Here is a 21,360-nt window from a genome sequence, read left to right on the forward strand (position 1 = left end):
AGAGTTATTAAATGAATAATATGAACAGAAATATAACATAGAATACTTGGAGCAATAGTTATGATTTGCTGTTTGACATTTTGTAAAAACAGTGAGTAGTCAAATATCACATTAAAGGATAAAACACCGTTCGTACAGCTTTTTGAGTTGATAACCTGTACAATTGATAAATAGAATGATGCATCTAAGGATACCCATTACACTTTTGATCTAGAGTTGACTCCAAAGGGTGTAATAGCAGGGTATTATGGTTTTGATGCATCTATCATTGACTTTACATTTAATGCAAAGTAGGACAATGAAGAGAGCATTTGAGTAAGAGTAAATAAAACGAATAAAAACAACAACATATATTTTTAAGAATGAATATATTTGATAAAAAAACCATCATCTACCTGAAGGTAGGTGATGTGGATACTATCCGAGTTGCTTTAAAGCAATATCAAACACTGCTTAACTCGCGTAAAGCCATCCGCACTGTTGCATTCACTAGGCACTATGATGTCGAATTTAAGGATAACTCTGGCGAGAAACCGCGTCGACTAAACCCTTCTGATACCAAGAACATCCAGCTTCTTAGGGAGGCAATTTCTATCACTTCAGAGAAAGCAGGCAGAATTACCCCAGATTTTGTTATTCAGGAAGGTATGCCATATTACTTATCAGAGCCCATTTTATTCGCAATGGCTTTGGAGTATCCTGAATTGAAAGAGGAGTTGGTTACAACAGCTAAAGCAATTGTTGCATGTAGTCGCCACTACAATTCTATCTCAGATATGTGGATTGATGATATGGATATTTATGGTGCTGAGGCTTTATACATGTTGGCACGAACCGACTTGAATTACGCTTATCTGATATCCTTATTCTTTACCCGTTGTTGGGATGGTGACTACGCATTAGGCTACAATATGCTGTTGTTAGATTTGGTTAAGCGAAATGGGTGGTGTCGCGAACTAATAAAGGCTTATATATATTGCGATAGTGCCCTTTTCCGTATGGGAATGTTTAGAGCATATCCTGACGAATGTAAAACTGAAGAAGATTATAGCTCACTTGCCGATTATTTAAAAGCCAATCCCAACGAGTATACCTACTTTAAACAGGCTATTAAAGAGCGATTCGAAGATGAACCGATGCTCTATTGGTGTAATTGGACTGAAGATGAAACGGCTCCTATATTAGAGATTTATAAGGGACTTACCGATTTAACAGACTGCCATGATGAGAATGAAGAGCCACTAAAACTTCACTTCATTGAGGATACCTTTGAGAACGAGGCGATGGATCTCCAGAAAAAACTGGAGACAGAGCTTGATACTCCATTGATAAGCTTAACTGCAATTGGTTTAAAGAAAAAAGAGGAAGAATTATATACCAATAATAATGGCCGCCAATATGGTGATGGTGTTATGGCCATACGCGAGTTTATTCTTGCACTCGATAATGGCGATCAATTGTGGGAATATGTGGCGACTGGTAATCATAAGGATTCTTTGGGTGCTCTTAAAGAGATTGATGTGCTAAAGTTTGCACAGAAGTATAGCCCGCAATTCTATCACAGAATCAAGTGCTACCTAAGCGGTAATTGTGGTAATGCTCAAATTTTAGAGAAGATAGATTATTGTTCCAATGATATTCAAATAGACCTGATTAAGTGTGACAATGAAACATTCTCTGCACCTAATATTCCACAGGCCTTTAATCCACCACTGGCAGAGCGTAAAATGGTTCGCTTAAACCAAGCACTTCGTATGTTCGATATTCTTTTTATCCTTCTTGGTAAGCAGAGCTTCAATGCCGAAATGTGTAAGGTATTCACTGCCAAAGAAGGTTCGTTGATTAATCAGAAAGAATTCTATAAATGATACAGTGTTCAGGAAGAGGTGATCAAAGACTATAGCATGTCGCAAAGGCAGCTTAATCACTTGAAAGACATAATTCAAAAATTTGAAAGACATGAGCTTGGTTATCGCAGATTCAGTAGTGAGACTTGCAAAGATCTGATTTCAATAGTTAGTGAAGCTCCTGCTGCTGGTAGAGCCTCAAAGTGGGGAGCCAATAGTGCTGCAACAAAGCTAATGGCGGTAATCATTCTCAATAATGACCAAAAGCAGGGCGCAAGCTGTGCGTATACTAACGACCTTTATGATCATATTGCTGAAGGACCTTGGGAGGCTGCTTTTCAGAAGCTTGTTGAGGAGGGTAAGTGTTCCGATCCGGTTGATGCAACACTCCTTGCCACTGTTAAAGATTATATTTGCAATCCGGGTGAACCCTCAACTTCGAAAAAAGAAATTGTCGATATTTTGAATCAGATAATGCCTTTGGATGAAGTTTCAAGATATGATTATACTTTCCCAAGATTTTCTCAAAAGCAGAAGAGTTATTTAGCGTTTTCTCCATATAATGGCCCTGTAATACTAGCGACTATCTTTAGTTTTTTTGCTCAAAAATTACCTCAATACAACGACCCTCGGGCGCAACGTTTTTGGGATTTAATAGTTGCTATTGCCCCACATTGGGCCATTAATCTTGTAACTAAAGTATTGGTTGAGGATTATCATAACTTTAAGTTCAAAGATCATACTGACCAAGAAAACTATTTCCAGTCAATTAAGGACTCAGGAGTTGATGCACATCTTCTGCTTGGATATCAGTTTTCGAGGTTTCAGGGGAAATTTACCTACCATAAAATAATTAATGTGGGTGAATATCAGCAATGGCTTCAAGCCTTCTCAATTGTAAATAATAGTAGTGAAGGAGACCCAATGGCAATGGTGTATAAAGAACGTGTTGATGCACTTAAACAGGTTTTACCTCACCTTGACGATAGCAATCGTATTCGTTTTTATCACGACTTGGCAATGTTCAATCCTACAAATGTTTTCGATCATGATGATGAGTTGGAGCGCTGCCTGCGTTATTTTGTATACTACTTTAAAGCGTATGAAGCTACCAGCGGATTGGAAGAGCTAAGTGCTCAGATGATGAAATATATTAAAGGTGAGATCTCTTATACTGATATTGAGCCTCAATTCTCTTCATTAATAAGTGAAGACTTAGAGTCTCGTTTCCCTGAATGGAGCATGATGTCGCTTGCTCAGTTTTATATGGCAATGGATAAAGAGCAACAAGATCGCCTCTTAATTCTATTACTGAATCACTCTGCTAAAGCTTATGCGGTGATCTCCGATGTGATTGGAATGGCTTATCAGGATGATTTGATTAGAGAAGGCGAACTTGAGTTAATATCTCGACTAGAAAATCCGTTAACAGATAAGCAATCTGAAGCGTATTGTAAAGCACAGGCTACATTTATACAGCGCGTTGATAAGCTTGGTGTTAATCAGGAGTTCCTTATCACGTTTTGTATAAAAAACGCAACACAAACCGATGCCGACTACTTGGCAAAGCTTTTGCGTACAGGACTGTTTATCGATATTTTCACAAAACTAGATACCGATATTCGAGAGAAACTGATTAAACTATTGGAGAAACAAGCAGAAAATAAACAATTGTTAAAGCTATTTATCAACGACCCTTCGCCCAAGTTGAGAGATAGAGTAGCAGAATTTTTATCATAGATTACAGATTTAATCTCCGTTTGCCCGATATAGGAATCATGTATATCGGGCAGACTATACCAATTTTATATTGGATGATTTTTTCTTTTACTAAAACCCTCGTAATTTTGTGAAGGGCTTTAGCAAAAGAAAAAATGCTGGTGACACAGTTTATTGAATAGACCCCGCAAATCTGCTGCAAATCTGCAGGAAGCTTGCGTCAGCGATGCAAATCCGCTGCACGGTTGCAGGAAGCTTGCATCAAATAAGACCCAAGGCGCCTGACCAAATGGGAACAAGCCCATCACTCTAATTTTTGAATTACTTAAAGCGGTAAACGTTTACTAAATGTTTATATATTTGGTTTTTGTTAAATATATCACATACTAGTGGGATATATATTAGTTGAACTAAAGCTAAAAAAACATACTGCATATGAAAAAAAACATACTGATTATTACAATTGCTCTTTTTGCATTAAGCTGTTTATCAGATGGACAAAAGAGTAAAGTTGACATTGAAGAACAGATTAAGAAACATCAAGAGGATTCAAAACAAAATCGTGAGACTATTTCTGATTCTGATGCGATTACCTTGAAATGGAAACTTAAACCTGATGAGACAATCGGCTATAAGACCGCAATGGAACAAGTTGAGAGTTCTGATTTTGAGATTGACTTCGGAAATGACAAAAATATGCCCAAAGAGGAGTTTAAGGAAATATTCGATGGATTAAAAAAGGAGTTCGAAAAAACCTCATTCATTACAACAATGCAATGGAATGGTAGAGGGAATATTGAGACAAAAATGTTTACAGAAGGTTTCAATGATAAAGAAACCAAACCAATTGACCCTCAAAACTTCAATCCAGCGAGCATGATGAAAGGGATTATGCTAAGAGGAGAAATTAATGAAGGAGGACAGATTGAGAGTTTCTATTTAAAAGGAGCACAGAAAAATCTGATAGCAATGTATTTTGAGTTGCCAAACAGACCTGTAAAAATTGGTGATACATGGAGTTTAAATGTTAGCTATCTAATGTTTGACCAATCTTTTGTTTGTAAATCAGCAGATAAGGTAAATAATGTTGAGTTGATAGATATGCTTAAGGATAAAAATGATACAATTGTTGTCATCAAATATGACATTTCAGAGTCAGCAAGTGGATACATGAAGAATCCGATGACTAATGAAAAGATTGAGACTTCACTATCAATGAGTTTTAATGGGATTGCCGAATTTTCAGTAAATAAAGGACGATGGGTAAAATATAACGGGATTTTAGAAACGACTCAAAAAGGTATGATGTCTGGAAGTAGTAAACAGAAACTTGTATTGATACCTTTCAATGATTTGACTAAAGAAATGATTGACATTGAATAAAGCCAGCGTACAATATTTTGTATAAGTAATGGTAGGTAAAGTGCTAAATATCAATGTTTGTATTCCGCTCGAACTGCGTAGCGGTTTGACAGGAAACTACCACGAAATCTGCCACTACTCATATATTTTACCGTTAACTACAATAAAAACAAGCTTAAAATGAAAACTTTCAATTTAATATTAACACTTCTAATCCCTTTTTTATGCTTTTCTCAAAATAAAGTAACAGATCTTACTTTTGGGAAGAAAATAACTATTAACTCAGAAATATTATCAGATTCAATCGAATGTTGGGTTCGTATACCTGAAAGATTAAATCAATCGAACTCAAAAATTGATTCAGTATCCTTACTAGTTCTATTAGATGGAGATGAATATTTTAAAATAGCATCTGATATAGCAGAACTTTATGAATGGTCAGACAAAATGCCATTAACTATTATAGTAGGATTGCCAAGTACTGGTGAAAGTAGATATAAATATTATACACCAACCAATGTAAAAAATTTAAGTAGTAAAGAGGATAGTATTTTATATTCAAAAACGGGTAATTTTAATCTTTTTGAATCCTCATTATCACAAGAAGTCATACCAAGTTTGGAACATTACTTACAAGTAAATTTTGTAGAAAAAACAATATTTGGTCATTCTAATGGTGGATTAGGAGCTTTATCATTTTACATATCACAAAATCATTTGTTTGATCATTATATTGTGGCAAGTCCAGCAATTCTTTGGGATAATTATTATATCCAAAAAAATATCTCTAATGATTTTCGCTATGAATCTATTTATTTAAGTCTGAGTAATAATGGTTGGGACTATCCATTAGAGTCATATAGAATATTAATAGAAGTCTTAGAAAAGACTAATAATAGGTTTACGTTTAAATTAAATGAAGAGGAAAACCATGCAACTAATGGCTTACGAACTTTACTTGATGGTTTAATCTATGTCAATAATAAGAATAATAAAATACAGTAGTTAACACTAGCTAAAATAGCAAGTCTCGGCCGACGCGTCCTCGCATGCAGTTTAGCAATTTCGTTGTAGGGTATTTAAGAAAAACTGAGCTAACTAATTAAACATGAAAAAATATTTAATTTTTATTCTGAGTGCGTTTTTAATAACAAGTTGTACATATAGACCAAATCAAGATAAATTAACCAACTTTAAAAGTAAGGACAAAAAAGTAATAAAATCATTCTATAAAATAAGTAGTGACACAATATCTTTTGCACGGTTAGTTACAAAAGGAAATGATTTATTTTTAAGCCGAGGGAAAATTTTTTACAATCAAGACTACTTGACAGAACAGACACTTGATAAAGTTGTAAAAGAAACAAATAATGAAAGGACTATAGACTCTTTAACGAACTATTTCAATAAGGAAAAACTGTTGGAAATTAGTGAACGAGAAGAATTAGTAATGTTTGTTCAAATAATCCCAGATTCTGCGATGACTTCATTACAATACTTTAGATTTACGAACTTAAGGCATAAAATAGAAGGAAAAATTGAGAATGAATTACAATCTTTAGGAATTGGACAATGGATTGCTGGCGATATGGGGGCTGGAGCAAATATGCTTTTTACCACAAGAAATTGGGAATTAGCATTCAGAACTGTTCAAGAAATTTTATCAAAAGAAAATTTAATTGACCATGTTTTAATAACCAAAAGAATAATAACAGCAGAGGCCGATTGGAATTATGAGATTGTATACCCAGTTGAATATGAAGGAGTATTTAATTCAATGTAAACAAAAATACCCCACAATATATTATAAACGTAATACGGGGCGAAGTGAGTAAATTGAACGAAAGTAAGATAAATAACGATAGCGGTAACTTGATAGGAAAGAGCGTTAAAACCCGCACTACGCATATTCGAGCCGTTGTAGCCTATTAGAAAAGACAGAATAGTATGTTTCCATTTGTTATAAAATATAAAAAGACACTTAATTCAAATTTTGATTTGATTGAAAATGAAGTTTTATTGAAAAGCTTTAAAGAGAAACTGAAAAGAGATGGTGTAGATAGAATATTTATAGAAAACAATTCAAGCCTGAGTTATAAAAATAATTTTTTTGCAATAAGACCAGGATTAAACCACAATATTTGGGCAGGAATAAGTGGTGGACAAATTGAAATAATAAAAAGTAAAGAGAAGCGTAAAATCAGCTATTTGTTTAATACGTCAAGGTTTTTTATTGTAGGTGGAATTGCAGGGATTGCATTTGGACTTTTTTCAAAAATGATTTTAGTAGGACTTTTTGCTTTTTCATCTCTTGGAGTTTTAAACTGGATTATTTCAATTTCAAGACATCGAGTCAATCTTTCGAGTTTATTGAATGAAGTAATTAGAAATAACAAAAACGCACTACAAAAAAAAACAAAGCCCATAGGCTGTGAGTAAAATTTTGGACGTTTAGTTCCTTCAATAAAATCGCCGAAACTTCTGGTGTTTGCTTGGTTTGGTTTTTCAAATTGCTTACCGCTTCAACCAGTCAATGTTAAATGCAATGAAATAATATTATTTGTGAAACAGTCTAAGTTAATACTTCCGATAATTGTAATTTCTCAGTTCTGTTGCACATCACTCTGGTTTGCAGGCAATGGTGTGATGGGCGATATGATGGTAGATTTTAAGCTTAAAGAAAGTGCTTTAGGGCATTTAACCTCAGCTGTACAATTCGGCTTTATTTTAGGCACACTGATCTTCGCTATTTTAGCTATTGCTGATCGATTTTCACCCTCAAAAGTCTTTTTAACGTGTGCATTGCTCGGCTCGCTATTTAATATGGGGGTAATATGGGAAGAGAATAGCTTATCGAGTATTCTTTCACTTCGTTTTATTACAGGTTTCTTTTTAGCAGGTATTTACCCTGTTGGGATGAAAATAGCTGCTGACCATTATGAAAAAGGCTTAGGTAAATCATTAGGTTTCCTAGTTGGAGCTTTGGTACTTGGCACTGCATTCCCGCATTTAGCAAAAGAACTAACCACAGCTTTTCCATGGAAATATGTAATCGCTTTAACTTCATTTCTTGGGGTATTAGGAGGTTTATTGATGTTTATTATGGTGCCTGATGGTCCTTACCGAAAACCCGCAAACAAGCTAGAGTTATCAGCTTCTTATAATGTATTTCGAAATCATAAATTTCGTTCTGCGGCTTTTGGTTATTTTGGTCACATGTGGGAGCTATATGCCTTTTGGGCATTTGTACCAATTATGCTAAAGACTTATGGTGCAAAACATCCTGAAGCTGCACTTAATATTCCAATATGGTCTTTCTTAATTATTGGAATTGGTGGATTGGCCTGTGTACTCGGTGGGTATCTCTCACAAAAATTAGGAACTAAACGAATCGCATTTATAGCACTGCTCTTATCTTGCGGATGCTGCCTTATTTCTCCCTTGATGTTCTTTACTGAATCTGAAAGCCTTTTTATTGCTTTTCTTCTTTTTTGGGGAATGGTGGTTGTTGCAGACTCACCTCTTTTCTCAACCTTAGTTGCTCAAAATGCCTCAGTAAAAATGAAAGGAACTGCACTTACCATTGTAAATTGTATCGGTTTCTCAATATCTATAGTTAGTATCCAGCTTCTAAATGTTTTGCAAGCAACAATGAATCCTATAAATATTTATCCAGTATTAGCTCTAGGACCAATATTAGGTTTGATAGTATTGTATGAAAAAAAGAAATAGCATTTAACTATGTCAGGTGCAGTTTAGGCAAAACCTTACTGTTGATATTAAGGCAGACTGTATGTTAGCCTGAGTTCAATATAGGATTTGAACAAGCTATCTTAAATTGAACTCAGGCCATTTTGATTAGTTTGTAATATATCTATCCCAAAACTTAGCATTATCATCGGCCAACTCGCCAATGTTAAAAATCCACCAATTTTCAACGCAGTCTGAATAATCTACTCCATTATGATGTATGTACGACCATTCCTCCGGAAATCCATCCGGAAACATTTCTGTAATTATTCTATCAGCTTCAACCCATAAAGCCCCTGCCTTTTTGTTAGCAGATGATTTAGCCAACTCAATCCACTTGCTATCCTTACTTCGGTACTCAGGAGTAGAGTAGGAGCCACGATCACCCCAATCCGCATCAGGAGCAGCATTGCCATCATCTAGTGCAAAATAGCTAGTTTTGCTTTTTACGTAGGCCAAGTCCGTAGAGTCTGTTTTATCTTCGTTCCAATTACTATGCTGAGCAACTATAACATTAGATTTTATGATATCCTCAGGAAATAAAGTGAGTAGTTCCTTAATCCAATCTGCAGTTATATTCGATTGTCCGGCTTCTTGCACCCAAACTTTCCCACCTTTTTTTAATATGGGAGCCACCTTATTAGTGATTTTCTGCACAGAGCCTTCCCAATCTGTATGAGCATCGGTCCATTTTTTGCCAAAAGCCATATTAAATAGCTCTTCCGAATCGATATACTTCCCATTCTGAATTCCAACAGCACCAGCAACGGCATAATAATTCACTCCTTTTAGATCTTTATGCAATAGCATGCAACCTAAAGCAGCCTGAGCATGAATATCATCCGGATCTGGTTTACTATCGAATTGAGCAATCAGAATATCCTTCTTTTTATTAAACAATGGTCGAGAATAACCACTTGCAATTACTAGGTTAATAATAACAACAGCAGCAATAAATCTTTTACTTATCATAGGTCGTATTTTAATGGAAGTTGTAAATATCCTTTGTTGGCTTCTTTTGAACTGTGCTTATATGGCGTCTCTTTCTGCTTCTACAATATTCTGGAAGGTTGGCAAATTCTCAGTAACGCTGGCAGCTCCTTTTTTATTAATCTTAAAAAGAAGATCTTTTGTAGTAGTAAATACAATAAGCGAAGTAAATGGCTTGCGCAAGTGCGATTGCAATATAGCCTTAGCTTCTTCCAAAGTCATTTCAGTTTCTTTGTCCTCCATTTCTCTTAACCTATAGCGGTACTTAAGAAGTACTCTAAAACTACTTTCAGAATAAACAGGTCTGACAAAAATATTTTTTAAATCGGGCTTACCAATGGTTTTAGCCATAGTTAGTTTGGCAAAGGTTCCCTCTTCTACACTTTCTTTTACTTGTTCCCACAGCTGAACAAATGCTTCTTGATATGGCATAAACTAGCGATTAATTTTGATGTTTATTAATAATGCGAAAATAATACAAAATTAGACACATTAATAGAACGTTTGAGTGAATTTGGAGAATAAAAAAAGCCTTTGCAAAATAAATTGCAAAGGCTATATACTCGAATGTTATATTCTACTTATTGTACTAAGTCAAATACTTTTTGATCAGCAGCAACAGTGTCGCCAACTTCAACAAAAATTTCGTTTACTGTACCAGCAAAGCTAGATGTAATGCTATTCTCCATTTTCATGGCTTCAAGTGTAATAACTACTTGATTTTTAGTAACAGCATCGCCAACGTTAACTGCAATGTCAAGAATTTTTCCTGGCATTGGAACAGTAACTGCTTTAGTAGGACCAGTAGCAGCTTTAGGTGCAGCACCGTTAGCTTTAGGAGCAGCAGCTACAGCAGGAGCTTCAGCAACAATATCCATAATAGCATCACCAGCAGCTAATGTATCGCCTTCTTCAGCCATTAGAGTGTTCACATACCCAGCATAATCAGAAGCAATGTTATTCTCCATTTTCATAGCCTCAAGAACAGCAACTGTTTGTCCTTTTTCTACTTTATCACCCGGTTGTACTTCGTAACGGAATACTTTACCTGGCATTGGAGCAGTAACTTTTTTACCAGTTGCAGCTTTAGCAGCCTTAGGAGCAGCGGCAGCAGCTTCTGTTTTAGGAGCAGCAGCTTGTTTAGCTTCCCATGCAGCTTTTTTAACACCTTTAAGGTATCCTTTAGCAACCATTGGGAAGAGCTCTAATAATAAAACTTCTTCTTCAGTTTCTGCTAATTTAACACCACCACAATCTTCTAATACTGGATTTGGTTGTTTTTTGTATGTAGAAATATCAAAATCTCTTTGATCTCTGTGTCCACAAATCTTCTCACGGAAGTCTTCTTTCACAGGAATTGGCGTTTCACCATACTCACCTTTTACAAGGCTAATAAATTGGTTAGAAACGTTTGTGTACATTGGAGATCCTTTTTTAAGGTCCATTGCACAGTTAACCGCTTGCGCACCTACAATTTGAGAAGTTGGTGTTACCAATGGAGGTAAACCTGCATCCATACGTACTGTAGGAATTAATTTCATAGCATCCTCTAAAATATCTTCAGACTGAAGCGCTTTTAATTGAGCCACCATGTTAGTATACATACCGCCTGGGATCTCAGCATCTTTAACCAAGTTATTTGGTTTTGGGAAGTTGAAGTAATCTTCAATTGCATGACAAGCAGTTAATAAAGCATCGTCATCACCAGCTTTAACAGCAGCAATAGCTTTATCGAATTCTGCATCAATATTAGCAGGTACAGTATCAGTTAATGGGTTAAACGGATTCGGGAATTGTTTTACACCATCAACATCATGTAATTCTTTACGAATCTCAAGAAGTTGCTCGTTAATTTTTGCTACAGCTTCCATATTGATATCCATCTCAATACCTAATTTCTTAGTGAAAAGATAGATTAACTCAATTGCAGGAGCAGCAGGACCACCAGCAAAGTTCCATATGTTAGTATCAACCACATCGGCACCAGCCATAACTGAAGCTAAAACAGCCGCTAAACCATAACCTGGAGTACAGTGTGTATGGAAATCAACAGGAACCTTAACAGCTTTTTTAAAGTCAGAAACTAAAGAGTAAACGCGTTTTGGTGGAATAAGACCAGACATATCTTTAATAGTAATCATGTCGGCTCCTAAACCTTCTAATTGTTTTGCTTTATTGATGAAATACTCATCAGTAAATACATCCTCTTGACCTTTTTCGCGAGCACCGAATAAACCAGCTAATCCTTTTTTCTTAGGAGGAGTAGGGTACGCAGGGTCAATAGTATAACAAACAGCACAGTCGGCCATACCGCCATGTTGTTTTACATATTTGATTGTCGATTTTACGTTATTGATATCATTTAAGGCATCAAAAATACGCATGATTCCTAAACCTGAATCAATTGCATTTTTACAAAAACCATCGATAATTTCGTTGGTATAAGGAGTGTATCCAAAAAGGTTACGACCTCTTGATAATGCAGTTAGTTTACTTACATCACCCACTGTCTTCTTAATAGTTTGAAGACGAGTCCATGGGTTCTCGTTTAAGTAACGCATTACTGAGTCGGGTACAGCACCACCCCATACTTCCATTGCATAAAAATTGGCATCTTTATACATTGGTAGCACTCTATCAATTTGTTCTTGGCGCATACGTGTTGCGAAAAGCGACTGTTGCCCATCTCTTAAAGTAAGATCGCGAATCAATAATTTTTTTGACATGTTCTCTTGGTTTGCTACGTTATAAAATATTTCTTTTTCTTGGTTACAAAAATAGAATTTTGTTTTAATAATAATAGCCTTAGAAGTAATGTTTATAGGTATTCTACAACATGAATTTTTTTATAAAGAAAAATTTCTTTAATATTACACTGCCTATGAATATATAGGCCCGAAATGAGCCTTTTTTGTGATATATATCGTGTTTTTAGACTCATTTAAAGAAATAATTCTTCAATTTTCCATTTGGCTAAATATCATCTAGTCGAAATTCTTCAAAATTAACATACTTTAAGGGTGTAATAGATTCACTTAGCTTATCGAAATTGCGTTTAGATATGTGCAGGCTTGTAATTTTGTAGGATATTATGCTGTTTTTATAAAACGAAGATTTTTTAGTGAGGTGTATTGTCTCAAATTCCACATTTATTCAATAAATGTTTTCATAAGTTTATTTATAAACCATTTGCAATATTATGTGTTTGTAAATTATTAACCCATAAGCCATTGTTTTTTTAGATAAAGAATGAACCGTATTTATTATAAATAACACTAAACTATGAACAGACGAATAAAGATTTTGTACTCAATATTATTAGTAGCTTCGGGTATTATGCAAGCACAAGATAAAAGTGATGGAGAACTTGCAAAAGCTACACAAAACCCTTTGGCGGCAATGATTAGTTTGCCTTTTCAGAACAATACAAGTTATAATATTGGACCACATAAACGGGCTCAGAATATCCTGAATATACAGCCAGTAATTCCTGCAAGTATAAGTGAAAAATATAATCTCATCAATCGCGTTATAGCGCCAATTATTACCCAACCATCTTCATTTGAGGATAATAGTACTTCTGGTTTAGGAGATATTAATTATACAGCATGGGTATCTCCTAAAAAGGCTGGTAAAATAATTCCGGGTATTGGGCCTGTTTTTCAGTTGCCAACAGCCAGCTCAAAAAGCTTGGGAAGTAAAGAATTCGGTATTGGCCCCTCAATTGTTGCCTTATCTATGATTGATAAATGGGTAGGGGGAATTGTAGTGAATAACATTTGGACTTTTGGAGATGTGAGTGAAAATAAGTTTCTGTTTCAATATTTTGTAAACTATAATTTACCTAAAGCTTGGTACCTAGTTAGCGGACCTATCATTACTGCAAATTGGAATGCTACAGAAAGTAATAAGTGGATTGTTCCATTTGGTGGAGGAGCAGGCAAGGTGTTTAGAATAGGGAAGCAACCTATCAATATAAATGCGCATTTATATTATAATGCAGTTAGACCTGATGGTTGGGCTAAGGTTCAGTCTCGACTACAAGTTCAATTCTTATTTCCAACAAAGAAAAGTTAGTGATTATAAAAATTGAGGAAACCTAGTACAAGGTTTCCTCATAATATTATTCAAAGTTTACTGAATCAGAAATCGGAAATTGTAAGTTATATCCTTTGGGTATGGTTATATTTCCATCGCCAGACAAAATACTAACAGCACCCATTGTAGCAGCGCCTCTTCCGGCACCTGTGCCTTTATTAAAAGCTGCTCCTGTAGCTGCTCCCACACCAACATTTCGCGCAGTTTTCTTTCCTTGAGCTTCTCCTTTAACACTTAAAGCTTCTGTTTGTATGGCTACATATTTATCGCCTTTCTGTATTTTTGTTAATACCATCACAATTTCTGCCTGACCGGCTACTCTTCCTGCTGTTTTAACAGAGATTACTTTACCCATTACTTTAGTGCCTGCAGGAATAAGTATTTTATCTACACTTAAAACATCTAAATCGATTACACCTCCAAATTGAAATTCAGGTTGAACTGCTTTTGAGGCAATAGATCGATCAACATTGATTGAAATATTTGTGCCTTTGGGAATGGTACATGTTTCATCAGCTTTTAGTGGTGATGAAATTAATAAGCCTATTATAAGAGATAGGTTTAAGATAAATGGTTTACTTAGAATTTTCATGACTAATATATTTACGTTTCTATTTTTATGACCATTCAAAATTGACCATATTTCAGCAATAGATTTAATCCAATACGACTTATGATTAGCCTAAATGGTTAAATCTATTACTACGTAAATATCGGAGGTATTATAGTCGGAATATTATCCCACCGCCAATATCGCCTTGTATAAATGAGGATCCTGCACTAAAGCCTGCACCAGAACCACCAGTACCAGCAGTAAAGCCAAAACCTCCCCATTGTATAGGTACATACATATGGGCATGTAATTTAATTCCAATATGGTCGGATAGGAATAGTTTAACACCTCCTTGAAGCGTAAATGCAAACTTTAATTCAGATGAGTATGAGATGCCTGTAACATTACTAGGACTAAAATTAGCAGCGCCAACGCCCAAGCCAGCATAGGGTACTATATGTTCCTTTGCAATTATGTTTTTGGTTCCAACAAGTTGATACCAATCATTATTAACATCTCCGGTTCCAATTTTTTGGCCTCTGTAATCGTGCGTAAATGTTGTTGATTGTCGTATGTATTCGAAACCTATGCCAACGCCGTTAGGTAAAATATAGTTAGCTGAAATACCATAATTATCGCTATCGGTAAATTTAATTTGTTCAGAACCATAGTTGATTTTACCACCAAAGTGATATGCATAACTAGGAGCAATCTCAAAAGACTGAGCTTTAGTGTTAAATGCCATTATAATTAAAAGAAAAAAGATAATTTTTTTCATAAACAAGTGTTTTTATATAAAAATGCCCCTTTCAGTTATTGAAAGAGGCATCATATAATATTATGTAATATGATTATTTAATATGATCCTCATTTATATAAGGAAGACTTTCAACTATCATAATGTTTAATAAGCTTTCGAAATAATTTTCTAATTGATAGAATTGGCTTGCTGTTTTAAGGCCAACAGACTTAGATATTTTTTTGAAATATGACTTCTGAAGTTTATCCATCTTATCACGAGTTTTCATGCTCGAACTCATCGCTGCTTTCAACTCTTCATCAGTAATGTTGTCATGAGACTCAACGTACTGATATAATAAGCTTATCCATTGTTTTCCAATTTCCGTTCTTTGTAGCTCGTAGGCATCATATAAAGTCCAAAAAGCCTCGGTTTTTGAATCTTCAATTTTAAGAAAGTTTTGTAAAACAGCTTTCTTTTCCATTCCATAAATGGATTGGTATAATTCGATTTCAGCTTTATCAAAAGTTGATTGAGCGAAGTTAACTCCTGCAGCACCGATAAGAAAAAGTGCAATAAATAATAATTTTTTCATCTGTTATGGTTTATTGTTTATTCTGACTTATTACTAATCTCAATAGTAAATAATAGTTTGTAATTAATTCTTTTGTTAAAGGATTATGTTGGCATTTTGTTTAACAGCAGTGTGAATTTTAGTAACGTTTAGGCCATAATCTTTTCAAACGGTCTAATACTTTAACCTCTTGAGGGTTGTTTTGAGGTGTGTATAATTGTTTGTTTTTTAGTTCTATGGGTAGAAATTCTTGTTCTATAAAATTGTTTTTTCCGTCGTGAGAATATTTGTAATCTTTTCCGTAACCAAATTGCTTCATTAATTTAGTAGCAGCATTTCTGAGTGCTAAGGGTACAGGTAAATTGCCCGTTTGTTTTACCAATACCTGAGCATCTTTAATTGCCTTATAGGCAGAGTTACTTTTGGGGCTTGTTGCCAAATATATGGTTACCTCAGAAAGAATTATTCTACCTTCGGGCCAACCTACTTTGTTAATGGCATCAAAACTCTGGTTTGCTAAAAGAAGTGCATTCGGGTTTGCTAAACCAATATCTTCGGCAGCAGAAATCACCAATCTGCGTGCAATAAATTTAGGGTCTTCACCTCCTTCTACCATTCGTGCTAACCAATATACAGCCGCATCCGGATCACTCCCTCTAATACTTTTAATAAAGGCTGAAATAATATCGTAATGTAACTCTCCATTTTTATCATAAGCAGCAGGGTTTTGCTGTAGATTTTTGGTGACCTTTTCGTTGGTTATGGTAATGTTAGTTTCAGTATCGGCATTAACTACAAGTTCTATAATATTCAGTAGTTTACGTGCATCGCCTCCTGAAAAGCGAAATAAGGCATCTTCCTCCTCAACTGAAATGTTTTTATTTTTTAGCAGCTCATCAGTATCTAAAACTTTATTAAGTAGCTTTTGTAAATCCTCTTTACTTAAATGTTCGAGGGTATAAACCTGGCAACGCGATAAAAGCGGGTTAATTACTTCAAAAGAAGGGTTTTCAGTTGTGGCTCCAATTAGAGTGAAAATACCTTGCTCAACAGCACCGAGTAAGGAATCTTGTTGCGATTTGCTAAAGCGATGTATCTCATCAATAAATAGGATGGGGTTTGGACTATTAAAGAATTTGGCTTTTTTGGCTTTTTCTATTACCTCTCTAACATCCTTAACACCAGAATTGATTGCAGATAACTCGTAGAACGGTCTGTTTAATTGGTTGGCAATTATTTTGGCTAAGGTTGTTTTTCCTACTCCTGGAGGACCCCATAATATGATTGATGAGAATACTCCAGACTCAATCATTTTTCGGAGTACTGCATTTTTACCCACAAGATGTTGCTGGCCTATGTATTGCTCTAAAGTTTTTGGTCTTTGGCGTTCTGCCAATGGGGGGTATCCGTTCATAAGTAAAATTTTCAGCTACAAATTTACAAATTCAGCTGAGAATGTATTCATATAATTTTATTATCAATGCTCAATCCATAAAGCCCTTATTGGTATTAGATTACCATACAGAGTTCAATGATTGGAAGAAATTAGATGAACCTAAAGTGTTTTTAATTGGTTTAGATAACAAGTTATTTAAAGTTGTGCGTGATTCGATAAGAAGCCAATAAGCGTAAACAACTTTGATATATAAATGTAATGTGTTATGAAGAAACTTATATTTGCAGTAATATTATTTGTTAGTATACATATGGAAGGAAAAAATATAGAAAAAGCTACATTAGGAGCAGGTTGTTTCTGGTGTGTAGAGGCCGTTTTTGATCAACTTGAGGGTGTGATTAGTGTAGAATCGGGTTATATGGGAGGTGCTTCAAAGAACCCTACTTATAAAGAGGTTTGTACTGGAGAAACAGGGCATGCCGAGGTAGCTCAAATTACTTATGATGCGGATGTAATTAGTTTTGGAGATATTCTGGCGGTATTTTGGACGGTTCATGATCCTACTTCCTTAAACAGGCAAGGTGGTGATGTAGGAACGCAATATAGGTCAGTTATTTTTTATCATTCAGATTCACAAAAAAATATAGCCAATGAGCAAATTAAGATAGTTGATGCCGAAAAGTTATACGATAAACCTATTGTTACAGAAGTGTCTGCAGCCGAAACTTTTTATATAGCTGAAAATTATCATCAGGAATATTACGAAAACAATAAGAATGAATCGTATTGTCAGTTTGTGGTACGTCCCAAGGTGGAAAAATTCCAAAAGATGTTTAAGGATCAATTGAAGAAGTAAGAAAATATTGCTGTTTAGTGTTTGGATACCAAAATTGGTTGAGTCGTACTAAAATAGCTTAAAAGTAAATGATATAAATAGGAAGGAGCTGTAAGGCTCCTTTTTTTATAGAAGTTGTGTGGAATATCTCTAAAAATAAAGCTATTACACTTGAAATTCTCAGGTGACATTAAAAAGCTACATATTATAGTTGAGAACTATGTATTAAGTTAGAGGAGGTTACTATTATATGATTTGCTGTTGAATAATGATCACCATGTTATTTTCTGACGAAGGCGCATTTCCATAATCATAAGCAAAGTAAAACACATTTTTATTTTGCTACTCCAAGTATATGATAGCAATATTTTGATAACGTAATTTTTCCTTGTTTACAGGTATTATTAAAGTTACTGTTAGAGCGTAATGTTTATTAATGAATCTTATTTAGGGCTATAATGTAATCGTAATTTGATTGTGTTAAGTATTCCTAAATAACTTATTGTATTATTTTTATTCCTCTCAGCCAATATTTGGTTTTTTATGGTATGTGCAGAAATTAATATGGTTTTGGAAAAAAACTGTTTCTGCTCTTTAACTAAAATAAATACATTAAAATATGCCTTGGTAATTATTGGGCGAATTTTAAATGAAATTATATTTTGGATGCTTGATGCCGTTCTGCTCTATTATAGGTCAAATTTGCGCTTAAAATGCATAAGATGTTTGGGGTTTTTGAAATTGAGCTTTGGTGTTTGGTGCCTTTCGGTTTGAGTCTGAGTCGTACTTGGGTTGTGGCACGTTCGGATCTGCCTCGGGTGTATAGGGCCAATAAACACCCAATAAACACCCGAAGCGGACCCAATGATGCCCCAACTGAGGTACGACCAAGCCTCAACGCCATATCGAACAGAAAATAGAGTTCATCCAAGTACATAAAAATAGGAGCCAAAGAAGCTAATTTTTATACCCAAAGAATAAGAGCCGATTAAATGGGTAAATAAGGTAATAATTGTAATGTTTAATACGCCAAATTGTAAATAGTTTATAATCAATGGCTAATTATAGATTATGTACAGTGTGGTACCATGAATAAATTATATGATCTATATAATTAGTATTGAAAGACTATGAGTAATCAATTTATTTAAATGCAGTAGCAGTTATCATTTGATACAATATTAAATCGAAGTCTTGTTGCTAAAAACCAATATGTCACTCTCGAAATTTACAAACAACTTTAAACAACTTCATTAAAAAGGACCTATTAAGTTCCCATTTCGGTATGTTTTAAAAATGTTGGTAAAATTGTTAATCAATATCTGCTTTCATGTAAGTTTGCCAATTAACAATTAGCACTTTTTCTTCATCTATAAGTAAGCATCCATATTCGTAACAAAAGCGATATTTTGCACCTTTCTCACTAGTATATGTATGTGTATGAAACCGAAAGTCGTAACCCATTTCAATGAGTATATTTTTACGTATAGTGGATTTTCCGATAGGATTAAGTCGTTTGAGAATTGTTCTGTTTTTTCTCAAACTTTTATTGGTTGAGATAATTATTCGGTCGTTTTCTTTAGTCCTCTGATTGCCATACTTATTTTTACAATCCATGTCGCAAAACTTTTTATCTGATCTTCCAATTAAGGCTTTGTTACAATGTAAGCATGTATGTTCCATTTCTTAATCGCTTATATTCGTTTATTAATCGACTTTAATCGATTAATATATGACTTTATTCTTGATTTTTTAGGTTTTTTACAAAAAAGTAAGTGTGGACATGAAAACTCAAGTAATAATAAAACAATGTGTGTACCAGAATAGGTCATTTATATCTTGTCAGTTTGCACCTAATCAAGATATTGAGCGCAGTTTGAAAGTAGATATGTTAGCGTTTAAACCTCCAGGACAGGAGGTCTATTTGATAGATTATACACCTTCTAATTATACCTTTTTATTTGAGCTGCTTGAAGGTATAGCAGATGTTGATACCCGATTTTTTAATGAAGCGAAAAATCTTAGGACTAGTGGTTTGTACTCTTTGGGCGCTAAGAATGAAGCAGAATGCATGTTATCGTTTAAGGCATCTGTATTAATGCTTCCAGTACATTATCAACTTAAACCATATATATGGTTAAAATGCAGTACAAAGTCTTTGTTTTTTGACATTAAGAATCAAGGTTTATATGATGTTTTAAGTGATGAAAACCAATTGTTACTGCACTTTGATGTTGTCCGTATTAAGCAAGTAGTTAGAGCTTTGTATCAATCTGTGTTTTTCAAGAGGAGTACTGATTTAATTTTAAAGGATATTGACTTAATAAAGTTTTTTATGGATCAGCAGAATATTCATTTAGGCTTACCATGTCCACCTAAAGAATACCTAAGTGCTATGTTGATGGAAGGTAAAAGTATGAATACGATTAGTACTTATTATAATTTAATGTTAAGGTTTATAGTGTATAATAAAAGAAAAGGTATTACAAATATAGATGATTTAACTGTAGATCAGCTTAGGGATTATCATTTGAGAATGCATCAAGAAGAGCAGTGTTCTTTTTCGAAGGTAAATCAATCGATTAATGCTGTAAAGTATTATTATGCGAAGATACTGAAACGAGAATCGATAGATTTAAGCATACAGCGCCCTGCAAAACAAAAGCAATTACCGAAGGTAATACCTAAAGTTGAGCTACAAAATATTTTGAATTGTGTAGATAATAGTAAGCATAAGTGCATGTTATTTTTGCTTTACTCGTCGGGTCTTAGAATTGGTGAGCTACTTAACTTGAAGCTAACGGATATTAAGCGAAGTGAGATGCAAATTATTATTAAGGCAGGTAAGGGGCGAAAGGATAGGAATGTAATACTCTCAAAGAAAGCATTATCACTTTTAGAAACTTATTATATGAGCTATAAACCGAAACTATGGCTTTTTGAAGGGCAGTACGGAGGTAGGTATTCAGTTACTAGTGTTTCTAATGTGTTTAAAAAGGCTCAAAAAAAGGCAGGAGTAGTTGGTCGTTATACTCCGCATTGCTTGCGTCATTCATTTGCTACTCATTTATTAGATGAGGGTATTGATTTACGTTATATTCAAGTTTTATTAGGACACTCAAGTTCAAAAACTACAGAAATATACACTCATGTATCTAATCGGGATTTAAGCAAGATAAAAAGCCCTGGGGATTTACTAGAATTATGATTATTATAGAATTAGAGTTGATAAATTGTTGAATGTGCGTAAGCACCATCATTTTTTTATTGATGTAGTCTATATTTAACAATAGGGATTTAATGTTTTTATATAGTCGTGAATAGTAGGATTGTTTCCCCTTATTATCTCTGAAAAACTAAGTATTTTGATTAATATAGTACAAATATGGAGAACATAATGATTAAATATTTATATTTAAAATTTAAAACAGAAATACGAATATTTACCGCGATGAGGATAGAAGAAATAAATGCAAGTGGAGTGATAATATTACGTA

Annotated in this window: 20 protein-coding genes; 12 read left to right on the forward strand and 8 right to left on the reverse strand. The window is 34.4% G+C overall.

The window, feature by feature from the left end:
* Window positions 1-362: 362 nt before the first annotated feature.
* From A8B35_RS21435 to A8B35_RS21465, 7 genes are all read left to right on the forward strand, one after another.
* Window positions 363-1,868 (forward strand): hypothetical protein, encoded by a 1,506-nt coding sequence (locus A8B35_RS21435; protein WP_075604007.1) that lies wholly within the window; start codon window positions 363-365, stop codon window positions 1,866-1,868.
* 60 nt (window positions 1,869-1,928) lie between these two features.
* Window positions 1,929-3,587: a hypothetical protein gene (locus tag A8B35_RS21440; RefSeq protein ID WP_139314976.1), complete on the forward strand. Its 1,659-nt coding sequence runs from the start codon at window positions 1,929-1,931 to the stop codon at window positions 3,585-3,587.
* 414 nt (window positions 3,588-4,001) lie between these two features.
* The gene (locus A8B35_RS21445) at window positions 4,002-4,949 is read left to right on the forward strand and encodes a hypothetical protein (protein WP_075604009.1); all 948 of its coding nucleotides are present in this window, start codon (window positions 4,002-4,004) and stop codon (window positions 4,947-4,949) included.
* 159 nt (window positions 4,950-5,108) lie between these two features.
* Window positions 5,109-5,933, forward strand: a complete 825-nt coding sequence (locus A8B35_RS21450; RefSeq protein WP_075604010.1) for an alpha/beta hydrolase — start codon at window positions 5,109-5,111, stop codon at window positions 5,931-5,933.
* A gap of 103 nt (window positions 5,934-6,036) precedes the next feature.
* Complete coding sequence (locus A8B35_RS21455; RefSeq protein ID WP_075604011.1) at window positions 6,037-6,711, forward strand: hypothetical protein; 675 nt, start codon at window positions 6,037-6,039, stop codon at window positions 6,709-6,711.
* A 164-nt stretch (window positions 6,712-6,875) separates the two neighbouring features.
* Window positions 6,876-7,367 carry a hypothetical protein gene (locus tag A8B35_RS21460; protein ID WP_075604012.1) on the forward strand — a complete coding sequence of 164 codons (492 nt, stop codon included), beginning with the start codon at window positions 6,876-6,878 and terminating at the stop codon, window positions 7,365-7,367.
* A 123-nt stretch (window positions 7,368-7,490) separates the two neighbouring features.
* Window positions 7,491-8,660, forward strand: a complete 1,170-nt coding sequence (locus tag A8B35_RS21465) for an MFS transporter (RefSeq protein ID WP_075604026.1) — start codon at window positions 7,491-7,493, stop codon at window positions 8,658-8,660.
* Window positions 8,661-8,786: 126 nt separating this feature from the next.
* On the opposite strand, the gene A8B35_RS21470 is transcribed toward A8B35_RS21465, so the two are convergent.
* From A8B35_RS21470 to A8B35_RS21480, 3 genes are all read right to left on the reverse strand, one after another.
* A complete protein-coding gene (locus tag A8B35_RS21470) occupies window positions 8,787-9,650 on the reverse strand; it encodes a hypothetical protein (RefSeq protein WP_075604013.1) in 864 nt (287 codons plus the stop codon).
* Window positions 9,651-9,707: 57 nt separating this feature from the next.
* On the reverse strand, window positions 9,708-10,100 hold the full coding sequence (locus tag A8B35_RS21475; protein WP_075604014.1) for a hypothetical protein: 393 nt from the start codon (window positions 10,098-10,100) through the stop codon (window positions 9,708-9,710).
* 149 nt (window positions 10,101-10,249) lie between these two features.
* The gene (locus A8B35_RS21480; protein WP_075604015.1) at window positions 10,250-12,394 is read right to left on the reverse strand and encodes a biotin/lipoyl-containing protein; all 2,145 of its coding nucleotides are present in this window, start codon (window positions 12,392-12,394) and stop codon (window positions 10,250-10,252) included.
* 556 nt (window positions 12,395-12,950) lie between these two features.
* Here A8B35_RS21480 and A8B35_RS21485 point away from each other — a divergent pair.
* Window positions 12,951-13,745 (forward strand): hypothetical protein, encoded by a 795-nt coding sequence (locus tag A8B35_RS21485; protein ID WP_075604016.1) that lies wholly within the window; start codon window positions 12,951-12,953, stop codon window positions 13,743-13,745.
* A gap of 46 nt (window positions 13,746-13,791) precedes the next feature.
* Here A8B35_RS21485 and A8B35_RS21490 read toward each other — a convergent pair whose 3' ends face one another.
* The 4 genes from A8B35_RS21490 to A8B35_RS21505 form a co-directional block, all read right to left on the reverse strand.
* Complete coding sequence (locus A8B35_RS21490) at window positions 13,792-14,358, reverse strand: hypothetical protein (protein WP_075604017.1); 567 nt, start codon at window positions 14,356-14,358, stop codon at window positions 13,792-13,794.
* A gap of 130 nt (window positions 14,359-14,488) precedes the next feature.
* Window positions 14,489-15,097 carry an outer membrane beta-barrel protein gene (locus A8B35_RS21495; protein WP_075604018.1) on the reverse strand — a complete coding sequence of 203 codons (609 nt, stop codon included), beginning with the start codon at window positions 15,095-15,097 and terminating at the stop codon, window positions 14,489-14,491.
* A gap of 73 nt (window positions 15,098-15,170) precedes the next feature.
* On the reverse strand, window positions 15,171-15,653 hold the full coding sequence (locus A8B35_RS21500; protein ID WP_075604019.1) for a hypothetical protein: 483 nt from the start codon (window positions 15,651-15,653) through the stop codon (window positions 15,171-15,173).
* Window positions 15,654-15,771: 118 nt separating this feature from the next.
* Window positions 15,772-17,046 (reverse strand): replication-associated recombination protein A, encoded by a 1,275-nt coding sequence (locus A8B35_RS21505; protein WP_075604020.1) that lies wholly within the window; start codon window positions 17,044-17,046, stop codon window positions 15,772-15,774.
* Window positions 17,047-17,087: 41 nt separating this feature from the next.
* On the opposite strand from A8B35_RS21505, the gene A8B35_RS23455 reads away from it, so the two are divergent.
* The 3 genes from A8B35_RS23455 to A8B35_RS23235 all read left to right on the forward strand — a co-directional run bounded on the left by A8B35_RS23455 (window position 17,088) and on the right by A8B35_RS23235 (window position 18,783).
* A complete protein-coding gene (locus A8B35_RS23455) occupies window positions 17,088-17,258 on the forward strand; it encodes a hypothetical protein (RefSeq protein ID WP_171973253.1) in 171 nt (56 codons plus the stop codon).
* 35 nt (window positions 17,259-17,293) lie between these two features.
* Entirely contained in the window at window positions 17,294-17,884 is a 591-nt protein-coding gene (msrA, locus tag A8B35_RS21510) for a peptide-methionine (S)-S-oxide reductase MsrA (RefSeq protein ID WP_083634653.1), read from the forward strand.
* Window positions 17,885-18,576: 692 nt separating this feature from the next.
* Entirely contained in the window at window positions 18,577-18,783 is a 207-nt protein-coding gene (locus tag A8B35_RS23235; RefSeq protein WP_139314977.1) for a hypothetical protein, read from the forward strand.
* A gap of 391 nt (window positions 18,784-19,174) precedes the next feature.
* Here the strand turns inward: A8B35_RS23235 and A8B35_RS21515 are convergent, their stop codons facing one another.
* The gene (locus A8B35_RS21515) at window positions 19,175-19,480 is read right to left on the reverse strand and encodes a hypothetical protein (RefSeq protein WP_083634656.1); all 306 of its coding nucleotides are present in this window, start codon (window positions 19,478-19,480) and stop codon (window positions 19,175-19,177) included.
* Window positions 19,481-19,646: 166 nt separating this feature from the next.
* On the opposite strand from A8B35_RS21515, the gene A8B35_RS23115 reads away from it, so the two are divergent.
* Window positions 19,647-21,071: a tyrosine-type recombinase/integrase gene (locus tag A8B35_RS23115; protein ID WP_083634659.1), complete on the forward strand. Its 1,425-nt coding sequence runs from the start codon at window positions 19,647-19,649 to the stop codon at window positions 21,069-21,071.
* Window positions 21,072-21,360 lie beyond the last annotated feature (289 nt).

Source organism: Saccharicrinis aurantiacus (genome assembly GCF_001660705.2).
In the GTDB taxonomy this organism is placed as follows: Bacteria; Bacteroidota; Bacteroidia; order Bacteroidales; family Marinilabiliaceae; genus Saccharicrinis; species Saccharicrinis aurantiacus.